Genomic DNA, 23,255 nt, shown 5'->3' with positions numbered 1-23,255 from the left:
TCGGCAAACACCTGCTGGTATCCGGCGCGCGCTTGCTGAGGTTCGGTGAAGTAATCGCAGAAATCACTGCCGAGCAGTCGCTCGCGGGAGATGCCGGTCACCGCTTCCGTGGCCCGGTTCACATCCGTGATTTTGCCTTCGCGGCTGATGGTCACCAGCGGGTCCAGGCTGGCCTCGATCAGCGAGCGTGAATAGAACTGCTGTGCCTCCAGCTGTTCGCTCAGCGAGTGCAGCTCGTGGTTCCTCGTCGCCGTGACCTGCGCCAGCCGCACGGCCACACCCGTCAGCACTGCCATTCCTAAGCCTGTGACCAGCACCAGGTCCGCAACAAGGTTTCCTCTGGTGCCAACGTGCAACACCGCATGCCGCAGCAGCACCGTCATGCTGGCGAGAATGATGACGAGGGGAAGTGGTGCCCACGACGGAATTGCCTTTTCCATGCGCTGGCCCGCTCGCCACGCCATGCCCAACATTCCCATTCCGAGCGACAACAGCCCGATCGCAGCTACCAGCGACATCCCGGTCAGGTTCCCCCATGAGTACGCCACCTCCAGCGATGTCGCGTACCCGATCACTGCGACCACCCCGAGCACGAATGTCACTGATGCCAGCAGCGCTGCTACCAAACTCCCCCACCGGCTCCTGTTGCGTCGCGCCAGCAACAACAGCGCCGCCGAAGCCGTGATAAACGCTACTGCCGTATTCGGCGCCATCCGCGCGCCGACCGTCCTGGCACCGATCGCGTATTGGTCAAAAAGCAATTCGTCTATGCCAAAGCTCTTCCCCAGCAGGTACTCAAGCGCGGTCACTATACCGATGACGCCGACCGCCGCGGCACTACCCAGCGTGATTCTGCTGCGCTCCCAAGCGCTTGCGATGAGTCCGACACCGCACAACAGGAATGCCAGAGCCGCGTTGTAACGCATGGGCGTGGACATGGGCGTGATGATCAGCAGCGCTTTCAGGTGTGCGTGCCACGCCAGCATCGTTGCCGAACCAATAACGCAGCACACGGCGCCAGCGGAAACGGCTACCCGCGTTCCAACTTTCTGGCCGACGCTGTCCGCACCACGTACCTCATCCGGCCCAGTTGTCTTTCTCGTCATTGTCTGCGTCCTGTAACTTAGTACAGGGCCAAAGTAGCACCGCGAACATTTGGCGAAAGTAACTCCGGAACATGATTTGCGCATGAAAATCCCGCATTGGCAGCTCTACCAATTTGGCAATTGCCGGGGATTGCGCCTGTGCAACGGCGATGACGGTTTCAGGGCCAGCCAGCAGCAAAAAAAAATGCCGCCCGTTTCCAGGCGGCATTCGGTTTTCGCGCTCAGGTGCGAGCGCGCTCCAGTGCTTTACTTCAACCCCGCCAGCTCCTGCAGTCTACGCCAGTTCTCCAGGCGGTCCTGCTGCGCTGCCTTGATGGACTCATCCGGGTTGCCATCCTTGTCGAAGTGCCGCGCGAAACGGCCTTCCGTTTTCGCGAAGCTGATGAAGTCCACCGGCTGGTTGGTATGCGGGTCGACGTACCAGTCTTCCTTCATTGCCGGATTACCCGCCAGGCTCAGCCGCTCGCGGATCTTCTCGCCCTTGCGAGGATCGTAAACCATCAGCGGGAATGCCCGCGATTCCACTGCCAGCTTCTCCTGCAGCATCGACCGGTCATCGGCCACGCCGTGCTCCGGCTGGCAGGTGGTATAGGCAATCACCACCGCCGGTCCGGGATACTCGTTCGCCGCCATGATCGTCCTGTAGAAGTGCACCGGGTTGCCGGCGATGGTCTGCGCCACGAAGGCGTTGGGATGCATCATCATGATCGGTCCCATTTCCTTGCGATGTTCGGTCTTTCCGGTGTTGGTTTTGCCTACCTGCGACATTTTCGCATCCTGCGAAGTGAAGGTCGCGGTCGACGCCTGCCCGCCGGTATTGGAATACACTTGCGTGTCCAGCACCAGCACCTTGATATCCATGCCCGAAGCGAGCATGCGGCTCAGCGACTGGAAACCGATGTCGTACATCGCGCCGTCGCCGCCCAGGCACCACAACTTGTAATCGTGGTGGCCCTCCTGGTTCCAGCGCAGCCGGATGCCCATCGCGTCCGCCGGCGCATTCTCGAACAGCGAGTTCGTCCACGGCACCGCGTAAGGATTGAACGGATAGGTTGACCCGTACACGCTGTTGCAACCGGTGGCGCCCACGATGCCAATCTTCTCCTTGCCGTACACGAAGCCGGTGGCCGCCAGCATCAGCCGGATGGCGGTTGCCTCGCCGCAGCCCATGCAGGAGCCCGCGCCTCCGACAAACAGTTGCGAGCTCGACGCCAGCATCATGTCGCCCAGCGCCTTCTCATTCAACAGCCGCGAAGGCGTCTCCGGCAGGTGATGATAGAGGTCCATCATCAAGTCCAGACGCTTCACGTTGCCGTTTTTCGCCTTCATCTCCAGCGCCTTGTGACTGCCGCAGGCCACCACGCATTCGCCGCAGCCCTTGCACTTGTCCGGATCCACGAAGATGCTGAACAGCCCGCCCTTCTCGCCCTTCTTTTGCGGGATGGTCCAGTACTTCTGCGTCTTGACGAATTGGGCCTGCAGCTCGGCGCGCATGTCGCTCACTTCAACCTTAGCCAGCTGCGCCTGCAGCGGCTCCGCCTCCACCACCTTGCCCAGGATCGCCGTGTCCGGACACGCGTTCACGCACTCCATGCATCCCACGCAGTTCCCCGCCACCAGCTCGGGGATCTCCGGCGCCAAGGTGCGGAAGCTCCGCCGCATCGCGCTCGAGGCCGGCATGAAGCTGCGGCCCACGTACTCATCCGCAAGCAAATCGCTTTCCTTGCCGCGTGCGTAGGTTGCGATCACGTGCTCACAGAAGTCCGGCTCCACCACCTCCGGCTGCGCCGTCGGCACCACCGGCAGCTGGTACTTGTAGGACTTCTCCGCTGCCTTCTCCACGTCCTCGGCGGGAGGCGTCACCAGCGCAACCTCTTCATACCCGCGCCGCGCCGCCTCGATGTTGTCATCCACCACCGACCCGCCCTTCTTCCCGAAGTACTTGATCAGGGTCTTGCGCAGCGAGCCGAACAGCTGCTCCTGGTCCAGCCCCGCCTTGGCGGCGAACGGCGTCAGCTTCAGAAACGCGCCCAGCAGCACAATCCCCTGCATGCGGATCTGCAAATCCGTGCGCGTCGCGCACTCCCGCGCGATCTTCTGCGCGTCCAGCACATACAGCTTCAACTTGCGCTCGCGGATCGTTTTGCGCGCGCTCAGCGGCAGGCTGTTCCACACCTCGCCCGCCGGCAGGTTCGACTGCATGTAGATCGCGCCCTCCGGCCGCAATCCGGCCAGCGGATCGCCGCTCAGAAACGCGTTCTGGTCCTGGATGGCCACAAAGTCCACCAGGGTCAACTCGGCGTGCATGCGGATCGCTTCCGGCGCCAGTGTCAGGTAGTAATTGGTCGGCAGGCCCTTCTTTTCCGACCCGTACTTCGGGAACGCCTGCGCAAACAGGTTGAACAGATCGCTGGCCACCGCCGCGATCACCTTGTTCGTCGTGACCGACCCGAACCCGCCCACCGAATGCCCGCGCAGCGAGAAAGCTCCCTCCGGCCGAACGTCGGGATCGATGGTGATTTCCAGCGAGTCATGGTGCTTCACGCCCAGCACGAAGGAGCGCTTGCCGTGGCCGTGCACCATGTTTTCCACCGCCGCCACGAAATGTCCCGGCCGCAGATCGCGCCCGCCCAGCCCGGCCACTCCGGAATAAATCTCCGGGATGTGCCGGATGCGGTCGCCGCTGGTGCCCATGTGCGCATCCGCCAGCGCCGCCTTGACCTCGATTGCCAGCGGGTTCGACTCCGCCAGCGGCACGTCGCAGCGCTCGATCACCGCCGCCGCCTTCACATGCTGCAATGCCAGCGCAATCTCCCATGCCGGGAACGGACGGAAGCTGACCAGCGTGATTGCGCCCACGTTCATGCCCTTGCTGCGCAGGTAGTCCACTGTCGCTTCCGCAGTGTCCATCATCGATCCCATGCCGAGGATCGCGTACTCCGCGCCTTCCATCCGGTACTGCTTCAGAAAATCGTAATGACGTCCGGTCAGGCGGCCGTACTCCTCGAACGCGCTCGACAGCGCCGGCGACACGCGATCGTAGAAGTGCCGCTGCGCCACTTTGCCTTTCATGTAGCTGTCCTGGTTCTGCACGCAGCCGGTCAGCACCGGCTTGGCCGGGTCAAACAGCTTGCGCAGTCGCAGCTTCGGATCGCCGACGAAATCCTTCATCAGCTCTTCTTCCGGCAGCCGGATGGTCTCCAGCGTGTGCGTGGTCAGGAACCCGTCCTGGCAATTCATGAACGGCGTTTCGCTGTCTTCGGCGGCTCGCCGCGCGATCACCGCCAGGTCGGCAGCCTCCTGCGCGTTGCGTCCGAACAAAATGCCCCAGCCTACGTCGGCCACGCCCATCACGTCGTCGTGACCGGCGTGCACGTTCAGCGAGTGCGAGGTCAGCGCCCGCGCCCCGATATGAAACACCACCGGCAGCCGCTTGCCGCTGATCACGTACAGCACCTCCTTCATCAGGATCAAACCCTGGCCCGAGGTGAAGTTGGTCACGCGTCCGCCGGCCAGCGCGAATCCTTCGCAGGCGGATGCCGAGCTGTGCTCCGACTCCGGCTCCAGGAACTGCACCGGCTCGCCCCAAAGGTTCTTGGTCCCGTTGGCAAACTCCACGGCAAAGCCGTCGCCCATCGGCGTCGAGGGGGTAATCGGATAGGCGCATGCGCCCTGCGAGATGTGGCTCTCTACCCACACCACCGCTCCCGATCCGTCCGTCGTCGTGACCGTGCCCGGATAGCGGACACCTTTGTTGTCGATTGCCTTGGCCGCTTTGTTGATCTCGATTGCGGTTGCCATTTCTTCCTCTCTTTTTCGCGCGCACACAGGGGCGCGGTCGGCAATATGAAATCGTTATGAATGCGAATGAATGGAGCTGGCGGGGCGATCGCAAAGGAGTTTGGGGATGGCAGGTGCCGGCGCCATAGGCTCACCGCTCGCAACCCGCAACCCGGAACTCTTGTCAATCATCGTCACCCCTGACGAAGTGGAGGTGACGGGCCATCCCGTCTCGGGCGCGCGCACGCGTCCCCTTCACCCCTGGCCTGAAGCGAGGCCTCAGTACCTGCTGCCATGGTCGTCCTACCTCCTGTTGAGGGGCAGTGATAGTGGTCACAATTAGGGGTGATAGGGCTCACTTCCGCGCCATCCTATCGGCTCTACGCTAAGTGTGTCGGCGTCTGGTTGAAGTACGCTCGCCCTGAAAGGCGAGGGCCTGCGGTCGGGTAAGAAAGAACAGAGCTCGGAGGCTACCGTGCTCACCATTCAAAACGCGGCACCCACCTCCGGCCTTACGACTGAAGGTTCAAAGCCCGCTATTGCTGCCGTTGACGTCCTCTTTCATCCGACCTCGCGCTCTTCGGCCGGGAATTGCCCGCTCCATCCACCGTCGGAAGCTGAGATGGACGCCGCCGGCATTGCCTGCGCGCTGGTCTCGCAATGCAGGAAGTGGTCCTGTGAACGACAGTGGATGTGCGAGGAAACCCGCCTCGACGACGTCCTCTGCTACACCCGATCCTCTTCACGCTTCATCGGCCTGGCCGGCTACAATCCGTTCGACATCGCCGACAGCCTCCGCGAAATCGAGTTCGCCGTCGCCACTCGCGGCTTCCGCGGCGTCTACCTGCATGTCCCCAGTTTCAACCTGTCCTTGCGCGACCGACGCGTGTACCCCATGTTCGCCAAGGCGGCTGAGCTTGGCGTTCCGGCGATGATGCAGTTGCCGCCGGTTCCCTCCCTGGCGCAGGAAATTGAAGGCGTCGCTGCCGACTTCGCCGAACTTGCGCTGGTAGTCGCGCAGTCCCGCCCCGAATTGAAGGACCTCACCGCGATCGCCGAGCGCTGCGAAAACGTCTGCTTCGCTCTTGATTCCGTCGCCCTCCTTCACGTCATTCATCAGTGGACGGAACTTGCGGTCTCCGCCTCGGAATCAAAATCGGCGCCGGACTTTATGTCGGAGATCTTTGCGCAACGATGTATGTGGGGCAGCAATGGCCGGGATTGGCCCGCAGCCGTGCGCGTCGCCGATCCTTTCCCCCTGCTGTCCGATGCCCGCGCCAACTTCTACCACCGCAATGCCGAACGCGTCTTTTCACTCACCCAACCGCTCGTCTCACGCGCTCCACACTCCGTCTCCACCGAAATCCTCATTGCCGAACGGTAGTTTGGAGTTCAGCAGTTGGGAGTTCGTGGGCCCCGTTGCCGTCACCGGGACAGCCGTACGAAAAACAAAAAGGCGGCAGCCGCACTCGGCCGCCGCCCGCCAAACTCCTAACTCCTATCTTCCAACTCCTGTCTTCTCTTCTTTCCGTCGATCCTCGACGGAGCACGTGGCGCTTCTTCAGGTAGGTATTCCGAGCTTGGGCAGCAGCCACTGCGATACCACTACCCAGGCCAGCACCACGGCGATAATCCACATCCATTCAGGCATGACTGCAGGCTCCTTATTTCATCATACGCCTGCAGCGTGGGTGTAAGGCGAAGTGAAATTGGGTAATCGGGAAAAGTGAATACATCGGAGAGCCGACTTTACGCGATTACGCAATTCCACTTTCTACTTTCACTCACTTCCACCACAGTCCCCAAACCACGTCGACCGTGGTGTGCGTGATCGCCGAGCACGTCAGTCGGCGTCGGTCCAGCCACGCCCGCCCGTAAAACACGCCTGCGATCGCCGCCATGATCACGTAGCGCCAGTTGAACGGCAGCGGCTTGTTGAAATGCGACAGCCCGAAGATCACCGCCGCCACCGCCAGCGCGCGGCCGCGTCCTAATCGCGGCTCCAGCAGGTTCTGCAGCAGCCCGCGAAAAAAAAACTCCTCCGGAATGGCGACAAAGAAAAATGTGATCAGGTAAGCCCCCGCAATCACCGCCGCATCCGGCTTCCACGGCTTCCAATGGATGAACCCCAGCGCCAGTCCCAATCCGATCGCGATCGGCGCATAGAAGCCCCATTCCCGCAGCCCAGTCGCCAGGTCGCGCAAGCGCAAACGAAAATCGAATCCCACTCCGTCCAACCCGCGCACCACCAGGAATGCGTACAGCGCGGCATCCACCAGCAGGAACTTCGGCAAGGCGCTCAGCCCCGGATGCGGCCACGCTCCCGCCAGTAGCCGAAATTCCACTGGCGCTCCCACCACCACCAGCGCCACCACGTCCTGCCAGCACACTCCGGTGGCGGAGCCCGGCCGCCCTGTGGAGCCCGGCCGCCCCCGGCCGGGTGGCACAAGCTCAAACATCGCCGCCAATCCCACCGGGATCGAAAACAGGATGAGCGCGTAATCGCCGCGAAATTCTCCGCGCGGAATCGCGAACACCAGGTACGAGACCAGCAGCAGTCCCGGCGCCAACACTCGCGCCGCTCGATTCGTCATCCCTCGACGCAGCGCCTCCGCCGCGCCAAACCCGAATGCCCAGTACGGCGCCAGCAGCACGGCGAAGCTGGCGAACCCGCTCGCCATGTGCCCGCCGATGCGCGCGCTCATGTTGTAGCGCTGCGCCACCATCCAGAACGCCACCAGCAGCGGAACCAGGGTTCCGCCGCACAGCAACGCATCAAAGCGTTCGCCTTGCTTCGCGTTTGTACTTGCCGCCGTCAAAGTATGGACGATTGCATCCAATCCTAACGTTACAACGAACGCTGGGCCGAGAAAACAACTCCCGGCCTGTTGAAAGTTCAATGAAAACTCTCTCCTCCGCCGCCATTCTCTTCGACCTCGACGGGGTTCTGGTTGACTCCCGCGCCGCCGTCGAGCGCCAGTGGGCTGTCTGGGCGCGCGAGCACCATCTCGATCCCGCCCGGGTTATCCCCATCGCCCACGGCCGTCCGACCATCGAGACCATCCGTGAAGTCGCGCCCCAGCTCGACGCCGACGCCGAAGCCGCGTCCATGGAACAGCGTGAAATCTCCGACCTGGAAGGGGTGCGCGCCATTGCTGGGGCCGCCGATCTGCTGGCTCGTATTCCTCCCGACCGCTGGGCGGTCGTAACCTCCGGCACGCGCGACCTGGCCACCACTCGCCTGCGCGCCGTCGGCCTTCCGGTCCCGCACACCATGGTCTCTGCCGGCGACATCACCCACGGCAAGCCCGACCCCGAACCTTATCTCAAGGGCGCGGCAGCATTGCGCTTCGCTGCCCGCGACTGCATCGTCATCGAGGATGCGCCCTCCGGCATCCGCGCCGGCAAAGCCGCGGGGATGCGCGTCATCGCCGTGCCCACCACTTATCCTGTCCGCCAACTCGGCGAGGCCGATGTCATCATCAAGCGCCTCTCCGACCTGCGCATCACAACCGCGAATACGCCCGGGCGGCAGGCTGTGCATCTCGAAATCCTGCTCCCCGGATCATGACGCGCCGATGAAAAAGATTTTGATACGCGGCTGGTTGTACGTCTTAATCGCGGCCGCCATCATCTACGCGGCAGATGCGCTCCTGCTGCGCTTCCGCCGTGAACCGTATGGCGCGGTTACCATCCAGCGCTACTACGCACTGCACAAAGACAAACAGAAAACGAACTACATGTTCGCAGAACCGGAAGCGCAGATTTGCGTCCACTCGCTGCTTCCGCATTCCGGTCATCCCCCGTGCTGGTACCTCAGCCGCCACGCCGAACAGCGCATCGACTACGAGTAATCCGCGGCAATAGGAAAGGCACGGCTTTCACCGTGCCCTCTCGGGTCCCCAGAGTAGTGCAGCGGCGGAATTTGCTCCGCCGATCTCTGCGGATTGAAATCCGCCGCTACACAAACCACCAAATCTAGTGTTGTGGTGTTGTCGGTTGCGTGTTGTGGTGATGATGTTTCTTGTGGTGTTTCTTGCGATGATGCGTCTTCGCCTCGGCAACCGGGGCCATTAGCGTCGCTGCCACCACGCCGGTCAATAGCAAGAACAACAACTTCTTCATTCAGCTCCTCGTCGCGCGTCCGCGCTATCTCCTTTGTAGAGCAGCTCAATTCCCGGCGGCAATGAGGAAATCACCCGTGGTTCCCCATTTGATACGCTCCCAAGCAGGTATGAACGGGCAGAAATACTCTGCCGTAACCGCACTCTTCGGTCATTTCAGGGCCTACTCTATTCGCTAGAAGAACGAAGCAGGCTTGGCGGCCAACATGGGCAGGCGGCAATACAAGAGGTGTCGCATCGCGCTCCCGGTAACGCTTACCGGCCTTGACGCCAACGGCAACCGCTTCCGGCAAACTGCGACCACCGTCGACATCGGCGTCAACGGCTTGCGCCTCAGCGGCGTGCGCTGCTTACGCGCTGTCGGCGAGCCGGTGCAGGTGGAATACAAAGGCCGCCGCGCGCGCTACCGCGTCGCCTGGATCGGCGCCATGGGCACGTGCTGGGATGGACTGGTGGGTCTGGAGGGAGTGGAAGGCGCCCGCGTGTTGTTCGCCGAACATCTTCCCGCCATGTTTCCCCTTCCCGACGTCGATCGGGATCACTACGTCGTTCCGCCGTCGCCGCTTCAGGCCGCCTTCAACATCGACCATGCCGCCCTCGAACGTCGCGAGATGCAGCGCCGGGAAGTGGAGCGCCGTCGTCATCCGCGCTTTAACTGCGCCGGGACCGTCCAAATGCGGGAGACCGGCAGCGAGGTCGCGATTGCCGGCCGCATTAACGAGCTCAGCCTTGGCGGCTGCTACGTCGAGATGATGTCCCCCCTGCGCACCGGGACCGCCATGCGCCTTGACTTGGCCGTCGGAGGACGTAACGTCCAATTGGAAGGCATCGTGCGCACCTCGCAACCCACTTTCGGCATGGGCGTGGAGTTCAGCAGGATGGCGCCGTCGGAAGCCGACAAGCTGCACGCGGTGCTGGCCGAGTTGAACGGCGAAGCGGTCGAACCCGCGCCGCAACCCGCAGCGCTCGAAACGCCGCCAGCGAAAACGGTATCGGCGGAGGAAATTGGCGAGGCGGTGCTGCGCTGGTTCGGCGCCCATGACGCGCTCACCCGAGAGGAATTCCTGAAATTAACCAGAAAACTGGCGCTCGCGGACCAGGAACTCACGCGCGCCTGATGGGAGACGTTTATGGCAGTTTTGGCGACGGTCGAACAGCGGGCAATGCCGCGCATTTTCTATCGTGACTTGAAAATCACCTACAACGGTTGCGCTGAGTGGGTGGATACGCGATCGCCTGACCTTTCTGCAAAGGGAATGTTCATCAACACCCCCCGGATGTTTCCTCGCGGCGCCCAGCTCACGCTGCAGTTCGAACTGCTGCGAGCGGGCGTGTTGGTGCGCACGGTGGGAGAGGTTCGCTACTGTCTGGTAGGTCTCGGCATCGGAGTGGAATTCATCCACCTTCCCGAGTACGCCCGCGCCGCCATCGAGATGGAACTGGAGGAAATGAAAAAGCAGGAAGCAAGCTGATGTCCGCACTTCTTGCTTCTGACTTCTTACTTCTGACTTTCTACTTTCATGAGACTTCCGCTTCGGTTTCGCTCTCCTCGCCGTGCACGAGGCCGAACTTTTTCAGCTTGTAGCGCAGCGCGTCGCGGCTGATGTCGAGCAGGCGGGCAGCGTGGGTCTGATTGTTGTTGGCCTGCCGCATGGCCATCTCCACCAGCGCGCGCTCCACTTCTTCCAGCGAGGTCCCGCCTTCCGGAATCGAAAGCCGCGGCAGGCTGCGGCCGTTGCCCAGCTGCGGACCGCTCTCGCCCGCGGCCGACTGGAACGCGGTCATGCCCGTCTGCCCGCGTCCGACCGAGAACGGCAGATACGCGGGTTGCAGCTTGTCCGCCTCTTCCAGGATCATGGCCCGCTCGATGGCGTTTTTCAGCTCGCGGACGTTTCCCGGCCACTCGTGGCTGAGCAGCAGCTTGCGCGTTTCCTCGGTGATGCCGCGAATCGCCTTCTTGAACTTGCGGTTGTAGCGCTCGACGAAGAACTCGACCATGGGAAGAATGTCGTCCTTGCGCTCGCGCAGCGGGGGCAGGAAGATGGAAATAATCGCCAGCCGGTAGTACAAATCCTGCCGGAACTGCCCTTCGCGGACCGCCTTTTCCAGGTCGCGGTTGCTGGCCGCGATCACGCGCACGTCCACCTGCATGTCTTTAATGCCGCCGACACGCCGGACCACCTGGTCTTCCAGCACGCGCAGCAATTTGGCCTGCAGCAGCGGCGACAGCTCGCCAATCTCGTCGAGGAAGAGGGTGCCGCCATCGGCGACCTCGAACAGACCCTTCTTCATCGTCTTGGCGTCGGTAAAGGCGCCGCGCTCGTGCCCGAACAGCTCGGCTTCCATCAGCATTTCCGGGATGGCCGAGCAGTTGATGGGAACGAAGGGTTTGTCGCGGCGGACGCTCTCGTAGTGAATCGCCTTGGCGATCAGGTCCTTGCCGGTGCCGCTCTCGCCCTGGATCAGGATGGTGGTGGCTTCACTCGATGCGACCTTGCGCACAAAGCCCATCAGCTCGGTCATCTTGCTGGAGACGCTGACCACTTCGTGATAGCCGGTGCGCCGGCGCATCGCCCCACGCAGTTCTTCGACCTCGGTCTTGAGCTTGGTGGCTTCCAGCGCATTCTTGGTGGTGACGGCGAGTTCGTCGAAATCAATCGGCTTGCCGACAAAGTCGTAAGCGCCCAGCTTCAACGCCGCCTTGACGTCGTCCAGCTGCGGATCGGCGGTAATCATGATGACGGCGCGGGCGTCGCCATTCTGCTTCAGCTGCTGCAGGACTTCCAGCCCGCCGATATCGGGCAGACGCACGTCGAGCAGCACCAGGTCGGGCGACTCGGCGTGGGCGACCTTGAGGGCGGTCTGGCCGTTTTCGGCCTCCACCGCCTGCATTCCCCACTCCTCGCATTTCTGTCGCAGCGACCAGCGCACCAGCTTCTCGTCGTCGACGATGAGCACCTTGTCGCGGGGCATCTGTGGATAACTTTACTACGGTTGGCGCACAAGGGGGTGTGATGGATATCACAACGGGTGACCAGAATCCAGCCCGGCACATGGGTTCCGGGCTGGGTTCTTTCGCCGGAAAGACTTGTGAGTTCGTTTTACGCCCGCTTCATCGGCAAATGCACTTCAAACGTTGTTCCCTTGCCGACCTCGCTGGTCACCTTGATCTTCCCGCCGTGGTCTTCGACGATGCGCCGCGCCAGTGACAGTCCCAGTCCGGTGCCATGGCCCTTGGTCGTATAAAAAGGACGGAAGATGTTGGGCAGGTGCTCGGGCTGGATACCCTTGCCGGTATCGCTCACGCTAACTACGGCCCGCCCGTCGCGTTGCGCGATGGTTACCTCCACCTGCCCCGGACCGCCGGCATCCATGGCCTGGATGCCGTTGAGCATCAGGTTGAGCAGCACCTGGTGAATCTGACCGGGATCGTGCTCGACCAGCAATTGCCCGTCGCTCTTTTGCAGCTCCACCTTGATGGCCCGCGACAGCGTCTGTTGGCGCGCGAAGATAACGGCGTGCTCGGCGGTGGCGTTAAGGTCGGCGGCGCGATAGTCGGGCGGCTTGGGACGCGCGGTTTCCAGCAGGTCGCTGACGATGCGGTTCACGCGCATCACTTCCTGGCGGACGTCTTTCACGACCTCCCGCGCGGGACTTTTCTCCGGCAAGTCGCGGCTGATGATGTCCATGACTCCGGCGATTCCGGCGAGCGGGTTGCGAATCTCGTGCGCCAGTCCCGCGGCCAGTTCGCCCAGGGTGGCAAGGTGCTCGGCGCGCGACATCTGGGTGTTGTGCAGGCGCTCGATCTCCGCGCGCGACTCGCGCAACTGCTCCACCATTTGGTTGAAATTTCGCCCCAGTTGGCCGATGTCGTCGCTGCGGTCGGCGAAGTTGACTTTGGCCTCCAGGTCGCCATCGCGCACGCGCTGGATCTTCTCCTGCAATTCGATCATCGGCCGGCTGAAGACGATGCTGAGCGTCAGCACCAGCACGGCGCAGATGGCGATGGCGCCCACGGTGGCCACCACCAGCACGCTGCGCCGCTCGCCGGATTCCAGGGAAAGCGTCGCCAGGATGAACAGCAGCAGGCCGTTCAACAACACGGCCAGGACGGGCAAAAGTGCCCGGAGCTGCCAGTTCAGGCGCAAGTGCGGCAAGTGACTCCCCTCGTGAGGACTGCGTTGGGGACATTGTAGCGCGTGAAACAGAGTGGCTAGTGCTTAGTGGCTAATGGCGAGTAGGTAGTGGCTAGGGCTCGGGGCAGAGGCTGAGGGAAAGGCTGGAAGCTTGGGAATCCAGGCAAAGTCACCACTAATTCATTTCGACAGCTCCTCGTTGGTACCCTGGACCCTAGATCCTAGCCACCTTGAACCAAAAAGATTTCACGTTCCCGGGCTGCGGATCCGTGAAACGGAACCCGGGAACGTGAAATCGACTGGAAAATTCACTCCTCGTTAATAGCTACTCGCAACTCATGCATACGCGTGCAATCCCGGCAGCAGGTAAGTGACGCCAAAGAAAGTGAACATCACCACGGCGAAGCCGAGAATCGCGAAGTAAGCTGCCCGGCGTCCGCGCCATCCGCGCGTGATGCGCATGTGCAAGTAGCCGGCGTAAACCAGCCAGGTAATGGCCGCCCAGGTTTCCTTCGGGTCCCAGCTCCAGTAGGAACCCCAGGTGCGGTTCGCCCAATAGGCGCCGGCGGCGATCATGGCGGTGAGCAGAGGAAACGCGATGCCGATAGTTTTGTACGTGATGCTATCCAGTCCGTCGGCGCTGGGCAGCAGGCGCTCCAGGTCTTCGCGCCGCCAGTGCAGCATCAGGTACAGGAAGGAAGCGAAGATGCCGGTCACGAGGCCGGAAAGAATGAACGGGCTGGCGGCCAGAGCGGTGGGGAACAATTGTCCTTCCGCGTCTGGCGAAGCGTAGGCGCCGTTCCGCGCGCGCAGAAGGAAGCCGGCCAGGGCAATGACCTGCAGCGCGATGCTGATGAACAGGGCGCGGTTGGCGACGGTGAGGAAGTTCTCCTGCTTCCTCCATTTGGCGATGGCGTAGATGGCGAGCGGCGCCGCCGACGCCAGCAGCACCAGCAGGAACACCCAGCCCAGGTCGGGGATGGTGACCATCAACTTGACGCCGCGCTGGATGCTGATCTCCTCTTTATTTTGCGCGTCCCAGGCCGCCACCGCCAGCCCACCCCATTTCTCGAAGCGCGTCATGATGCCGAGATAAATGGCGGTAACCATGCCGCTGGTAACGGCAAGGAACGTCTCGGTCTTCATCTGGTCTTTGATGAGGAACATCATGGCCAGTGCGAAACTGAGGGCGCAGGCGGCGTAGGCAAGCATGGCGAGCGTGACGTGCACGTGCAGCCAGGTAGATTGCAGAGCCGGCACCAGCGGGCGCACCGCCGAAGGCAGAAGCTGCATTAGGATGACGCCGGTGACCGCCAGCGGCATGGTCACGGTGCCGATCACTTTTACCTTGTACTTGCGCTCGGCCACCAGGGTGAGCGCGGCTATCGTCCACACAAAGCTCAGCAGCATCTCGTAGATATTGGCGAACGGTGGATGCCCGGCGGCATACCAGCGGTGTCCAGCGGCAAAGGTGTTGGCGGCGAAACCGATCGTGGTGGCGATGGACGCAAACTTGACATAGCGGTCCACGCCGGTCACGCCGAAGCCGATGTAGAGCGCCGACGCGCCGCCATAAAAGATCAGCGAAAGGTAAAGCAGGTTGCTTTCGTTTAGCAGGTTGCCCTGTTTCACGACGTTCAGAAACGCGATGAACGTCAGGAAGGCGACTACCAACGCGACCGCGACCAGCAGGCCGTAACTCGACTGCATTCCCGGATGCTCTTCAATTCTTTCCGTTGCACGCGACATGAGTCTTTCCCTCTCTCCTCAACTGCTACGCCCGAACCAAGGTCTTGGCGGCGGGAATGGTCGCCTCGCCGCTCTCGTTGACCAGTTCAGCGCGGATGTCATCGATCAAGCGGTTAAACCCTTCCACGAAGTGCTCCCGGTTCTTGTCGGCGGCGGTGCCGATCCACAGCGCCGGTCCGTTCTTGGTCTCGATTGCCATAGCCCAGAAGCGCTGGTGCACCAGGTAAAACGCCATCACCAGGCCGAGCGCCATCAGCAGGCATCCGGCCCAAACCAGCCACTGGCCGGGCTCGTGCGAGACCTGCAGGCCGGTGAAGGCGGCCATCTGCAGGTCGGCAAATTCGAATTTCAACGGCGAATTTCCCGTCTGTTGCCGCGTCGCCGGGAAGAGCCAGACTTCGCTTTTCGCCTGCCGGGCCCGGTCGGTAATCTCCAGGCGCAGCGCCGGATTGACCGGATCCTTGGAGCGCGTATAGATCTGACCTTCGCGCATGACGTAGTCGGGAATGAATTCGGCGAGCGAGACCGTCGTGTCGGCGTCCACTTGCGCGGCCTGGTAGCTGCGCAGTGTAATTTGCCGGGTGTCCGCTCCGCGTGTGACGTTGAGCAGCACCGATTCGACGTCCCCGGTCATGCCGTAGCCGGCCTGGTAAAAGCGAATGCCGTGCGTGACCAGGGGATCGTTAACGACGATCTCTTTGCGCAGGGTCTCCCGACCGTCCTCGAGCACGGTCAGCTTCGACCACCACTTCCGGGGCGTACCGTCGGGATAATTCTCCTGGCCGGTGCCGTCGCAGCGCAGGGTGAACGGCAGCGGGCGCGTGATGCCGTTGGTCTGCTCCAGCTTGGTTGTGCTCTGGCCGGGGGTCAGCATCAGGTAGCCCTTGTATCCGAAAAAGGCGTCCACGATGCCGCCCGTCAGAATCAGCAGCAGGCTGGCATGGACAACGTACACGGAGAGCACGGACCACAAATTCTTCTCCGCATAAATTGATGTTTGATTGTTCTGGGTCACGCGCCGCGGACGCAGGCCGGCTTTGCGGAAAGCACGCTCCACCGCGGCGGTTGCGTGCTCGGCGTCGCCGATCGCGAGGGTGCGTTGCGTGGGGAGCACGGCGCGAAAATGGGGCTCGGCTTGCCGATACGGGTGCGCCAACAGCCGCCAGGCCTTGGGAAAACGATTGATCGAGGCAAAGATGATGCTGATGCCCAGCGCCGCCATCAACAGCGCGAACCACCAGGTGTGATACACGTCCGTCAGTCCGCTGCGATCGAGCCAGTGCAGGGTGCCGGGCGAGTAGGCGCGAGCCATCTGGTCGGCGTCGGTCATGGGTCGCTGCAGGATCAGTGTCCCCGCCGCGGCTACCACGCCCAGGATGATAAGAAGAATGATTCCCGTCCTGACGGAGGCAAGTGTTTGAAACAGCCGGTTGCCAAAGCTTGACGCCATGTCACTCCCTCTACCGCCCAAAAATGCACGTTATCGGCCATTGGCGGGAGGTCGGCAAGGCGCGCAGAATCAGCTGCTTAGGCGCGTGCGCCAGCGATGTACCGGGCCGTTGTGAGCGATATCACCCACCCTGGTGATTCTGACGGGCGAAATAGCGCGATGCAGGCGAGGCGCTGGCCGCCCTTGTTTTCAGCGCCCGCAGATACTTTAATCGCGGCCATGCCAACCGAACCGGTTGCGAAGTCGAAGTCCCGGCTTCGCGAGGTAGTCCTGGTGCTGCTCAAGATCGGAGTCACCGCTTTTGGCGGACCGGCGGCGCACATCGCGATGATGGAGGACGAGTGCGTCAATCGCCGTGGCTGGCTCACCCGCGAGCGTTTTCTCGATTTCCTGGGCGCCGTCAACCTGTTGCCGGGTCCGAATTCCACCGAAATGGCGATTTATCTCGGCTACGTGCGCGGCGGTTGGGCCGGGCTGGTGCTGGGTGGCGTCTGCTTCATTCTTCCGTCCGCGATTTTCGTCACCGCGCTCGCCTGGATTTATGTGCGTTTCGGGGCCCTGCCGCAGATGGATGCCGTGCTGCACGCGGTGAAGCCGGTGATCATCGCCATCATTGCGCGGGCGCTTTGGCGGTACTCCGTCACCGCGTTGAAGACCGGTCTGCTGGTGGGAATCGCGGTGGCGGCCACGCTCGCCGGATATTTCATTCCGCATCCGCTTTGGCTGCTCGCCGCAGCGGCGCTGGTTTCCACGGCATTCGAAGGGGCTCGGAAACCGCGGCAGGCGCGCGCCGCTCTGTTGCTGTTATTGCCGGCCGCCGGGGCCTCGTCGCCCGCCGGGCTGGCTTCGCTCTTTCTGTACTTCCTGAAGGTCGGAACCGTACTATTCGGCAGCGGATACGTGCTGTTTGCCTTTTTGCGCGCGGACCTTGTCGAGCGCTGGCACTGGGTAACGAACTCGCAGTTGGTTGACGCCGTTGCCGTCGGCCAGATCACTCCCGGTCCGATCTCCACCGCGGCCACTTTTCTAGGCTACATCCTGGCCGGGCCGATGGGCGCGCTGGTCGCTACGGTTGCCATGTTTCTGCCGGCTTTTGTGTACGTCGCGATCAGCGAACCGCTGGTGCGCGCGCTACGTCGCTCGCGCCTGGCAAGCGCCGCATTAGACGGAGTGATTGCGGGATCGGTGGCGCTGATCGCGGTGGTAACCATTCAGCTCGGGCGGACCTCGGTGGTCGACGCGCCGACCCTGCTGATTTTCCTGGCGAGCTTCGCGGTCCTGACCTGGACGCGTCTGAATTCGGCTTGGCTGATCCTGGCAGCGGGCGCGATCGGGTTGACGCTGAAGTAGGCCTTCGACCTTATTGTCCCTTGGCCTGCACCGGCTGTTTCTCGAATACTACTTTCTGGTCGGCTGTCGCCTGCTGGGCCGTAAGGTGACGTTCGATGGTCAGGACCTTCCTGTCCGCCGAAAGCGACCATCGGCTCGTCCACTTCACCGGCGGGGCATTGCTTCCGGTCATGGGGCGAATGCGTCCTTCGAACACCAGCACCGCTCCGGACCAGTACACGCGGGCGATGTTCTCGGTGTCGGGTCCGGTCTCGAGCACGTGCTCTTCACCGTCGGGTACGATGTCGACGCGCGTGACCTGCCCATCGTGCTCGTACTGCATTTCCAGCTTCGCGCCCAGGTGGCGGATCAGGTAGCGCGCCGAAACGGGCGCTTCCAGCCCGCCGAAGTTGCTCTTCTCGAGGTCCAGGTTCCAGATGCCGGTGAAGTTCGGCTTGGCGGGAGATTGCTGCGCCGGCGCAGCGGCGGCAATGATCAGCAGAAACACCAAGAACACAGAAGCACGACGAATCATAAGGAAATCATACTCCGCCGCCGCGCTCCGCAGCAGTGTGGCACCGGGACAGAGCAGTAGCTCTTCTTGTTCATGCCTGGGCGCTGAACGGCATCCGCGCAACAAATAAGCACCGGAGGAAGCTGGATGAGGGAATAAGAGAAGCTTCCTCCGGCAGCGCGTCGCGGCTCATGATCCCCAGGCCCTACTGTGCCCGGATCGAGGCACTTCAGGGCATCCGCTTTGCGCTTAACCTTTTGCGTGTTCCTTGGCCCGCGTGAGCAGGTCCTCAACCTTCTGACGCTCCGGATAATGTGGGTTGGTCTTCAGCAACTTTTCCCAGGCCGTGATCGCTCCCCGGGTGTCCTTCTTGCCCTGCCACCTGACGATCCCGGTATTGAACAGCGCGTTGGGATGGTTCGGTTTGTAAGAGAGCGCTTTGTCGAACTCGGCGAGGGCTTTTTCGGCGTCGCCCAAGTAGAACATGGCCGTGCCCATGTCCACCCGGACATCGGCGTTCGCAGGCGTGATCTTCAGCGCCTTTTGGTAATACTCGATTGCCTGCTGGTAAAGCTGCGCGTCGTAATAGAGGTTGCCGACCTTCGCCAACGTGTCGGTGTCCTTGGGATTTTTCTTCAACGTTTCCAGCATCGGCTGCGCTGCTTTGTCGACCAACTCGGGCGAGCTGCCGCTGCCGGGCACGCTGCCGAAACCGGGGATCTGCGCCGGGCCAATGTTTCCGGCGGGCTGCACCGCAGCCTGTGCCGGCGCCACCGTTCCTGGCTCGGAGCCGCGCAGCAGGTAGCCGAGCGCTCCCCCCAGCAACAGGCAAACCACGGCCAGCGTATAAGCCTGGGTCGTGCTCCAACTCGCGACCGTCACCACTTCATTCTTGCCGTTTCCGTTTCCGCTTCTGGACATATGCCGCTCCCTCGTCACTTCTTACGCTGTCAATTCCTGGTTCCGGCCACTGCCTGCGCCAGCATTTCCAGATGAAACAGCCGCTGCACCGCCTGCGTCATGCGGTCCTGCTCCACCTTTTCCGGGACATCTTTCAATTCCCGCGCCAGCGTGTTGGAAATCCGCTGCGTGATCCGTGCCGCCACGGTTTCCAGCATGTCAATCTCTTTCTCGCTCAATGGTCCCGCTTCCTGCTTGAATGCGTCCAGCTCTTGCCGGCAGATTTCATCGAGCCTGCCACGCAGGGCGACAATCGTCGGCACCACGCGCTCCGCCGCCAACTTGGCGCGGAATTGCCTGGCTTCCTCGTTTACAATCTTTTCCGCATCGCCGGCCGCGCTCTTGCGCTCACCTTGGTTCTTGCTGGTGACCTGCTCCAGCTCGTCGATGTCGTACAAAAACACTCCTGGCACTTCGCGCACCGCCGGGTCGATGTCGCGCGGCACCGCGATGTCCACCAGCAGCAACGGCGCACCATCGCGCTGCTGCACAACTTCTTCTGTTTCTTCGCGGCTGAGGACCAGGTTGGGGCACGAAGTCGAACTGATGACCACATCCGCTTCCCGCAACTGGTTCAACCGCTCTTCAAAGGGGAGGGCACGTCCGTGCAGCGTCTGGGCCAGCTCTTGCGCATTCTCGAAGGTGCGGTTGATGACCCGCACGTCCTTGGCGCCGTTCTTCACCAGGTAGCGCGCCGCGGTCTCGCTCATCTTGCCGGCGCCGAGCAGCAATACCTTGCGGTCTTGCAGCGATCCAAAAATCTGCTTCGCCAGCTCCACCGCCGCGTACGGCAAGGAGACGACCGCGCTGCCGACAGCGGTTTCGGTGCGCACCCGCTTGGAAACCGTCAGCGCCTTCTGGAATACGGCATCGAGGAACCGGCCAGTCGTGCCCACCTGCTGTGCCAGCGCCCACGCCGCCTTGACCTGCGCCACGATCTCCGGCTCGCCGATCACCATCGAATCCAGGCTGGAAGTGACGCGGAAAATGTGTTGCAACGCCTGCTCGTCGATCTTGCGGTAAAAGTGCTTCCACTCGCACAGCCGCAGGCCGTACTCGCGGGTCAAAAAGTTGAGCACGGATCCGGAAGCGGTGGCCGGATCGCGCGTCCACAGGATGAATTCCGTCCGGTTGCAGGTCGCCAGCACCGCGACTTCATCGATAGCGTCGGCACGGGACAACTGCGCCAGCGCGTCGCAGCGGCGCGGTTCGCTGATCCAGAATCGCTCGCGTACCGCCACCGGTGCCGTCCGGAAGCTAACGCCAATCACCATCACGCAGGATTCCAAAGCGGACTCTCCAACTTCCAGGCTTGATCCACGGCTTTAAAGGCACCCCTCGTGCCAAACTGCCGCTTGCACCGACGCGCCGAGTTTTCAAGAACTTATGCATGGATATGTGCGCCTGCGCAAAGCACGAGACGGCGCTGGTTGAGGAATATCACCCGACCGGCGCGTTTTTTCGCGCCCAAAATTCGATCCCATTCGGGCAGCGAATCCAAACCTATTGCCTGCACACACATACATCGGCGTACAATCGGCCTCCCGTTTGCATCCAACCCGGTTGGCGACTCTGGCTGCGCCGATTTCGCGAACCTGAACTGGAGAAAAGTGAATGAAGAATTTGCTGCTCAAGTCCTCGTTGCTGATTCTCGCCCTCAGCCTGGTGCTGCCGGCGTTTTCCTTGGCCGCCGACACCGGTCCCGACCTGTTTGCGTCCAAGTGCGCCTCCTGTCACAGCAAAGATGGTTCCGGCAACACGCCCATGGGAAAGAACCTGAAACTGCGCGATCTTGGCTCTGCTGATGTCCAGAAGGCTTCCGACAAGGACCTCAAAGAAACCATTAGCAAGGGCAAACCGCCCAAGATGCCCGCCTACGGCGGCAAGCTCAGCGATACTCAGATCGACGATCTGGTGAAGTTCATTCGCAGTCTGAAAAAGTAGCGCGAGCAAAAGGTTTCGGAGGTTTCGGGCATATAACGGAACCTCCGAGGCCTCTTGGTTCGAAACCTCCTTTGTTCGAAACCTCCGAAACCTTCGGATCGCCATTCTGATACCCTTTTGCCGCCATGAAATACCTTGCCGCCGTGTGCCTGCTTGCCGTTTCCTGTGTTGCCGCCGAATATCCCGCTCCCAAGGAAGGCGACTTCACGGCAAGAAACTTTAAGTTCAAGTCCGGCGAAACGCTGTCCGATCTGCGCCTCCACTACGCAACCATAGGCACGCCGGAGCGCGATGCGCGCGGACGAGTCTCCAACGCGGTGCTCATCCTGCACGGCACCGGCGGCTCGTGGAAGCAATTCACGCAACCACAATTCGCCAACGAACTCTACGGCCCCGGCCAGCCGCTGGACGCCAAGCGCTATTACATCGTGATTCCCGACAACATCGGCCACGGCGGTTCGTCCAAGCCGAGCGACGGCATGCGCATGCGCTTTCCGCACTACGATTATGACGACATGGTCGCCGCCCAACACCTGCTGCTCACCGAAGGTCTCGGCGTCGGGCATTTGCGGCTGATCTTCGGCACCTCCATGGGCTGCATGCATTCCTTCGTCTGGGGAGAAACCTACCCCGACTTTATGGACGCGCTTATGCCGATGGCCTGCCAGACAGTCCAGATTGCCGGCCGCAATCGTTTCTGGCGCGACGCCGTCATGCAGGCCATCAAGCTCGATCCCTCCTGGCACAACGGGGAGTACAAGGAACAGCCGGTCGCCGGCTTGCGCGCCGCGCAATATCTGCTTGCCATCGCCGGCAGCGCGCCCTTGCTGTGGCAGCGCCTGTACCCCACGCGCGACGATGCCGACAAGTTCGTTGACGCGCAGGAGTCCCGCATCAAGACTCTGGAGGCCAACGACCTTCTCTACCAGGTCGCCTCCTCGCGCCATTACAACCCCTCACCTGACTTGGAAAAAATCCGTGCGCCGCTAATGTGGATCAATTCCACCGACGACTTCATCAACCCGCCGGAACTGACCACGCCGGAGAGCGAGGTGAAGCGCATCCCGCGCGGGAAGTTCCACCTGATCCAGGGGAGCGCGGACACGCATGGCCACGGCACTCACACCTGGGCTGTCTTCTGGAAGGATCGCCTGTTGCAACTGCTCGACGAATCGCGATAGGAAAGCAGAAACGCTGGAACAAAAAATTTTCTGCTCGCCTGCGGCGCCGCAAACGCCGCTAAGGCCAGCGCATCATCCCGAGCGCGGTGAGGCATTTTCTGTCTTCGCTCCACCGCTGCTGAACATCTCGGTGAATGCGGTCGTGACTGCCTTGGGCAACTCGGCCGCGTTCCGCTTTGTCATCAGCTCGTGCCCGGCGCCTTCGATCATCAGCAACCGCGTGCGCGCAGGTATCAACTTCAATGCCGCGCTCATCTCCTCGACCGTGCCGAAGCCGTCGCGCGTGCCGCTGACGAAAAGAGACGGTGTGTGAAGGCTCGGAAAATGCGCTGTCCTGAGCTGCTCGCGCTGCTTGGGCGGGTGCAACGGGTAAGAGAGCAGCAGCAGTCCGTCAATCAAGCCGGGGGTGCTCGCCGCCAGCATCGTGCCTTGTCGCCCGCCGTAGGAGTGTCCCCCCAGAAACACACGGCCCTGAGCCATGGGCCGCAGGCAGGCGATGGCGCGGCGCAGTCCCTGCTGGTCACGCTCGGCGCTGCCGCGCACCGGAGGCCCGTGCGGACGCGCCTGGCGGAATGGCAGATCACAGCGCAAAACCATTAGGCCCGCTTCGCAAAACATGTTTGCCAGCGCGGTCAGCAGCGGGGATTGGCAGTTCGCTCCCGCGCCATGGGTCAGAATCAGCCCATCGCCGGACGCCTTCGCCGGAGTGTGCAGAAACCCGCGAACCGGAGCCTCGCCGGCGTTATCGGTGAATGGCCGGATTTCGGATTCCGCCATGTTGTTCTGCGCACCGAGTTGAGTAGGATCGCGTTAAGAACTTGGCGGTGTGAGAGGGCGGAGGGCGCCGGCGCCATTCGTCCCGCCGCGACTTTCGCTTTTGTTTGCCCGCCGATTATACTTTCCGTTTCTGAAGTTGTCTCGCAACGCTGCTATCGACCATCAGCTAACGACCATCGACTCCAACCGGAGGTAACGATGTCCG

General features: G+C 62.1%; 20 protein-coding genes. 8 read left to right on the top strand and 12 right to left on the bottom strand.

Annotation, left to right across the window (positions count from 1 at the left end; translation table 11 throughout):
• Both VFI82_03695 and VFI82_03690 read right to left on the bottom strand, forming a co-directional pair.
• Nucleotides 1-1,106: PAS domain S-box protein (locus VFI82_03695; protein ID HET7183761.1), on the bottom strand; the 1,106-nt coding region annotated here is incomplete at its 3' end.
• Nucleotides 1,107-1,352: 246 nt separating this feature from the next.
• Entirely contained in the window at nucleotides 1,353-4,907 is a 3,555-nt protein-coding gene (locus VFI82_03690) for a 2-oxoacid:acceptor oxidoreductase family protein (protein HET7183760.1), read from the bottom strand.
• Between the two features lie 454 nt (nucleotides 4,908-5,361).
• Here VFI82_03690 and VFI82_03685 point away from each other — a divergent pair, with 454 nt between their 5' ends.
• Nucleotides 5,362-6,270 carry an amidohydrolase family protein gene (locus VFI82_03685; GenBank protein ID HET7183759.1) on the top strand — a complete coding sequence of 303 codons (909 nt, stop codon included), beginning with the start codon at nucleotides 5,362-5,364 and terminating at the stop codon, nucleotides 6,268-6,270.
• Nucleotides 6,271-6,670: 400 nt separating this feature from the next.
• On the opposite strand, the gene VFI82_03680 is transcribed toward VFI82_03685, so the two are convergent.
• On the bottom strand, nucleotides 6,671-7,726 hold the full coding sequence (locus tag VFI82_03680) for a type II CAAX endopeptidase family protein (protein HET7183758.1): 1,056 nt from the start codon (nucleotides 7,724-7,726) through the stop codon (nucleotides 6,671-6,673).
• Nucleotides 7,727-7,785: 59 nt separating this feature from the next.
• On the opposite strand from VFI82_03680, the gene VFI82_03675 reads away from it, so the two are divergent.
• The gene (locus tag VFI82_03675) at nucleotides 7,786-8,457 is read left to right on the top strand and encodes an HAD family hydrolase (protein ID HET7183757.1); all 672 of its coding nucleotides are present in this window, start codon (nucleotides 7,786-7,788) and stop codon (nucleotides 8,455-8,457) included.
• A 7-nt stretch (nucleotides 8,458-8,464) separates the two neighbouring features.
• Nucleotides 8,465-8,740 carry a hypothetical protein gene (locus VFI82_03670; GenBank protein ID HET7183756.1) on the top strand — a complete coding sequence of 92 codons (276 nt, stop codon included), beginning with the start codon at nucleotides 8,465-8,467 and terminating at the stop codon, nucleotides 8,738-8,740.
• Between the two features lie 124 nt (nucleotides 8,741-8,864).
• Here VFI82_03670 and VFI82_03665 read toward each other — a convergent pair whose 3' ends face one another.
• Nucleotides 8,865-9,011 carry a hypothetical protein gene (locus tag VFI82_03665; protein HET7183755.1) on the bottom strand — a complete coding sequence of 49 codons (147 nt, stop codon included), beginning with the start codon at nucleotides 9,009-9,011 and terminating at the stop codon, nucleotides 8,865-8,867.
• Between the two features lie 193 nt (nucleotides 9,012-9,204).
• Between VFI82_03665 and VFI82_03660 the strand changes: the two genes are divergently transcribed.
• Both VFI82_03660 and VFI82_03655 read left to right on the top strand, forming a co-directional pair.
• A complete protein-coding gene (locus tag VFI82_03660) occupies nucleotides 9,205-10,128 on the top strand; it encodes a PilZ domain-containing protein (GenBank protein HET7183754.1) in 924 nt (307 codons plus the stop codon).
• Nucleotides 10,129-10,140: 12 nt separating this feature from the next.
• A complete protein-coding gene (locus tag VFI82_03655; protein ID HET7183753.1) occupies nucleotides 10,141-10,482 on the top strand; it encodes a PilZ domain-containing protein in 342 nt (113 codons plus the stop codon).
• A gap of 46 nt (nucleotides 10,483-10,528) precedes the next feature.
• On the opposite strand, the gene VFI82_03650 is transcribed toward VFI82_03655, so the two are convergent.
• The 4 genes from VFI82_03650 to VFI82_03635 all read right to left on the bottom strand — a co-directional run bounded on the left by VFI82_03650 (nucleotide 10,529) and on the right by VFI82_03635 (nucleotide 16,345).
• Entirely contained in the window at nucleotides 10,529-11,983 is a 1,455-nt protein-coding gene (locus tag VFI82_03650; GenBank protein ID HET7183752.1) for a sigma-54 dependent transcriptional regulator, read from the bottom strand.
• 128 nt (nucleotides 11,984-12,111) lie between these two features.
• Nucleotides 12,112-13,128, bottom strand: coding sequence for an ATP-binding protein (locus VFI82_03645; GenBank protein HET7183751.1), 1,017 nt, complete (start codon nucleotides 13,126-13,128; stop codon nucleotides 12,112-12,114).
• A gap of 354 nt (nucleotides 13,129-13,482) precedes the next feature.
• A complete protein-coding gene (gene ccsB / locus VFI82_03640) occupies nucleotides 13,483-14,895 on the bottom strand; it encodes a c-type cytochrome biogenesis protein CcsB (protein HET7183750.1) in 1,413 nt (470 codons plus the stop codon).
• A gap of 25 nt (nucleotides 14,896-14,920) precedes the next feature.
• Nucleotides 14,921-16,345 (bottom strand): cytochrome c biogenesis protein ResB, encoded by a 1,425-nt coding sequence (locus tag VFI82_03635; protein ID HET7183749.1) that lies wholly within the window; start codon nucleotides 16,343-16,345, stop codon nucleotides 14,921-14,923.
• Nucleotides 16,346-16,564: 219 nt separating this feature from the next.
• Between VFI82_03635 and chrA the strand changes: the two genes are divergently transcribed.
• Complete coding sequence (gene chrA, locus VFI82_03630) at nucleotides 16,565-17,695, top strand: chromate efflux transporter (GenBank protein ID HET7183748.1); 1,131 nt, start codon at nucleotides 16,565-16,567, stop codon at nucleotides 17,693-17,695.
• A gap of 10 nt (nucleotides 17,696-17,705) precedes the next feature.
• Here the strand turns inward: chrA and VFI82_03625 are convergent, their stop codons facing one another.
• From VFI82_03625 to hemA, 3 genes are all read right to left on the bottom strand, one after another.
• Entirely contained in the window at nucleotides 17,706-18,209 is a 504-nt protein-coding gene (locus VFI82_03625) for a hypothetical protein (GenBank protein ID HET7183747.1), read from the bottom strand.
• A 228-nt stretch (nucleotides 18,210-18,437) separates the two neighbouring features.
• Nucleotides 18,438-19,109, bottom strand: coding sequence for a tetratricopeptide repeat protein (locus tag VFI82_03620; protein ID HET7183746.1), 672 nt, complete (start codon nucleotides 19,107-19,109; stop codon nucleotides 18,438-18,440).
• A gap of 29 nt (nucleotides 19,110-19,138) precedes the next feature.
• Nucleotides 19,139-20,422 (bottom strand): glutamyl-tRNA reductase, encoded by a 1,284-nt coding sequence (hemA, locus tag VFI82_03615; GenBank protein HET7183745.1) that lies wholly within the window; start codon nucleotides 20,420-20,422, stop codon nucleotides 19,139-19,141.
• Between the two features lie 340 nt (nucleotides 20,423-20,762).
• Between hemA and VFI82_03610 the strand changes: the two genes are divergently transcribed.
• Together VFI82_03610 and VFI82_03605 are read left to right on the top strand one after the other, a co-directional pair.
• Entirely contained in the window at nucleotides 20,763-21,092 is a 330-nt protein-coding gene (locus VFI82_03610) for a cytochrome c (GenBank protein ID HET7183744.1), read from the top strand.
• A gap of 125 nt (nucleotides 21,093-21,217) precedes the next feature.
• A complete protein-coding gene (locus tag VFI82_03605; protein HET7183743.1) occupies nucleotides 21,218-22,273 on the top strand; it encodes an alpha/beta fold hydrolase in 1,056 nt (351 codons plus the stop codon).
• Between the two features lie 72 nt (nucleotides 22,274-22,345).
• Here VFI82_03605 and VFI82_03600 read toward each other — a convergent pair whose 3' ends face one another.
• Entirely contained in the window at nucleotides 22,346-23,050 is a 705-nt protein-coding gene (locus VFI82_03600) for an alpha/beta family hydrolase (GenBank protein ID HET7183742.1), read from the bottom strand.
• Nucleotides 23,051-23,255 lie beyond the last annotated feature (205 nt).

It is taken from the genome of Terriglobales bacterium, from assembly GCA_035691485.1.
GTDB lineage: Bacteria > Acidobacteriota > Terriglobia > Terriglobales > Acidobacteriaceae > JAIQGF01.
Note: the sequence above shows the minus strand (reverse complement) of the source record. Positions and strands in the feature narration are given on the sequence as shown.

Excerpts from the sequence above, each read along its gene's own strand:
- VFI82_03690 (HET7183760.1), bottom strand. The coding sequence starts at position 4,907 with ATGGCAACCGCAATCGAGATCAACAAAGCGGCCAAGGCAATCGACAAC.
- VFI82_03675 (HET7183757.1), top strand. The coding sequence starts at position 7,786 with ATGAAAACTCTCTCCTCCGCCGCCATTCTCTTCGACCTCGACGGGGTT.
- VFI82_03670 (HET7183756.1), top strand. The coding sequence starts at position 8,465 with ATGAAAAAGATTTTGATACGCGGCTGGTTGTACGTCTTAATCGCGGCC.
- VFI82_03665 (HET7183755.1), bottom strand. The coding sequence starts at position 9,011 with ATGAAGAAGTTGTTGTTCTTGCTATTGACCGGCGTGGTGGCAGCGACG.
- VFI82_03655 (HET7183753.1), top strand. The coding sequence starts at position 10,141 with ATGGCAGTTTTGGCGACGGTCGAACAGCGGGCAATGCCGCGCATTTTC.
- VFI82_03650 (HET7183752.1), bottom strand. The coding sequence starts at position 11,983 with ATGCCCCGCGACAAGGTGCTCATCGTCGACGACGAGAAGCTGGTGCGC.
- ccsB (HET7183750.1), bottom strand. The coding sequence starts at position 14,895 with ATGTCGCGTGCAACGGAAAGAATTGAAGAGCATCCGGGAATGCAGTCG.
- VFI82_03635 (HET7183749.1), bottom strand. The coding sequence starts at position 16,345 with ATGGCGTCAAGCTTTGGCAACCGGCTGTTTCAAACACTTGCCTCCGTC.
- chrA (HET7183748.1), top strand. The coding sequence starts at position 16,565 with ATGCCAACCGAACCGGTTGCGAAGTCGAAGTCCCGGCTTCGCGAGGTA.
- VFI82_03625 (HET7183747.1), bottom strand. The coding sequence starts at position 18,209 with ATGATTCGTCGTGCTTCTGTGTTCTTGGTGTTTCTGCTGATCATTGCC.
- VFI82_03620 (HET7183746.1), bottom strand. The coding sequence starts at position 19,109 with ATGTCCAGAAGCGGAAACGGAAACGGCAAGAATGAAGTGGTGACGGTC.
- hemA (HET7183745.1), bottom strand. The coding sequence starts at position 20,422 with ATGGTGATTGGCGTTAGCTTCCGGACGGCACCGGTGGCGGTACGCGAG.
- VFI82_03610 (HET7183744.1), top strand. The coding sequence starts at position 20,763 with ATGAAGAATTTGCTGCTCAAGTCCTCGTTGCTGATTCTCGCCCTCAGC.
- VFI82_03605 (HET7183743.1), top strand. The coding sequence starts at position 21,218 with ATGAAATACCTTGCCGCCGTGTGCCTGCTTGCCGTTTCCTGTGTTGCC.
- VFI82_03600 (HET7183742.1), bottom strand. The coding sequence starts at position 23,050 with ATGGCGGAATCCGAAATCCGGCCATTCACCGATAACGCCGGCGAGGCT.